At 65.3% G+C, this 1372-nt stretch carries 1 protein-coding gene; it reads right to left on the bottom strand.

The annotated features are described in order from the left end of the window. Positions 1-1372 (bottom strand): class II 3-deoxy-7-phosphoheptulonate synthase (locus A5713_RS08950; RefSeq protein ID WP_068094696.1); only part of this gene is annotated, 1372 nt, incomplete at both ends.

Below are 1372 nucleotides of genomic sequence, written 5' to 3' on the forward strand. Positions count from 1 at the left end.
CGCGCAGCATTTCGGCGACCAGGAACGCCAGCTCCAGCGACTGCTGGGTGTTCAGCCGCGGGTCGCACGCGGTCTCGTAGCGCCCGGCCAGGTCCAGGTCCGAGATGTCTTGCGCCCCACCGAGGCATTCGGTGACGTTCTCACCGGTGATCTCGACGTGGATGCCACCCGGATGGGTGCCCAGCGCGCGGTGCACCTCGAAGAAGCCCTGCACCTCGTCGACCACGCGGTCGAAGTGGCGGGTCTTGTACCCGTTGGACGACTCGTGAGTGTTGCCGTGCATGGGGTCGCACTGCCAAATCACCTGATGACCGGTGGCCTGCACCTTCTCGACGATCGGGGGCAGCAGATCGCGCACCTTGTGGTTGCCCATCCGGCTCACCAACGTCAACCGGCCGGGCTTATTGTGCGGGTCAAGCCGTTCCACGTATTCGACCGCCAGCTCCGGGGTCATCGTCGGGCCGATCTTCACGCCGATCGGGTTGGCGATCACCTCCGCGAACGCGATATGCGCACCGTCGAGCTGACGGGTCCGCTCACCAATCCACACGGTGTGCGCCGACAGATCGAACAGCTGCGGCTCCCCATCCTCGCTCTCCGACAACCGCAGCATCGCCCGCTCGTAGTCGAGCACCAAAGCCTCATGGCTGGCATAGATCTCAGCGGTCTGCAGATTACGATCGGCCACACCGCAGGCGCTCATGAAGCGCAGGGCCCGGTCGATCTCAGTGGCCAACGCCTCATAACGCGCGCCGGCCGGCGACGTCCGAACGAACTCCCGGTTCCAGTCATGCACCAGATGCAACGACGCCAGCCCCGACGACGTCAGCGCCCGCACCAGGTTCATCGCCGCACTGGCATTGGCATAAGCCCGCACCAGCCGCGACGGGTCATGCTCACGCGCGGCCGCATCCGGGGCGAAGCCATTGATCATGTCCCCGCGATAGGACCGCAACCCCAAAGCGTCGATGTCAGCCGAGCGCGGCTTAGCGTACTGGCCCGCGATACGGGCCACCTTGACCACCGGCATGCTGGCGCCATAAGTCAGCACCACCGCCATCTGCAACAACGCACGAATATTGCCCCGGATATGGGGCTCAGTGTTGTCGGTGAACGTCTCCGCACAATCGCCACCCTGCAACAAAAACGCCTCACCCTTAGCGACCTGCGCCAGCTGCTCCTGCAAGCGCACGATCTCCGAAGGCACCGTCACCGGCGGCACACTCTCCAAAACCGTGCGCATCGCCGCCGCCTCATCGGCCGGCCAACTCGGCTGCTGAGCAGCCGGCTTAGCCAGCGCAGCGTCCAAACGCGCCCGCAAGTCAACAGGCAACGGCGGCAGCGACGGCAGCTGGTCGATCGGAATGTCGAC

This window comes from Mycobacterium sp. E2497 (assembly GCF_001668695.1).
Lineage (GTDB): Bacteria > Actinomycetota > Actinomycetes > Mycobacteriales > Mycobacteriaceae > Mycobacterium.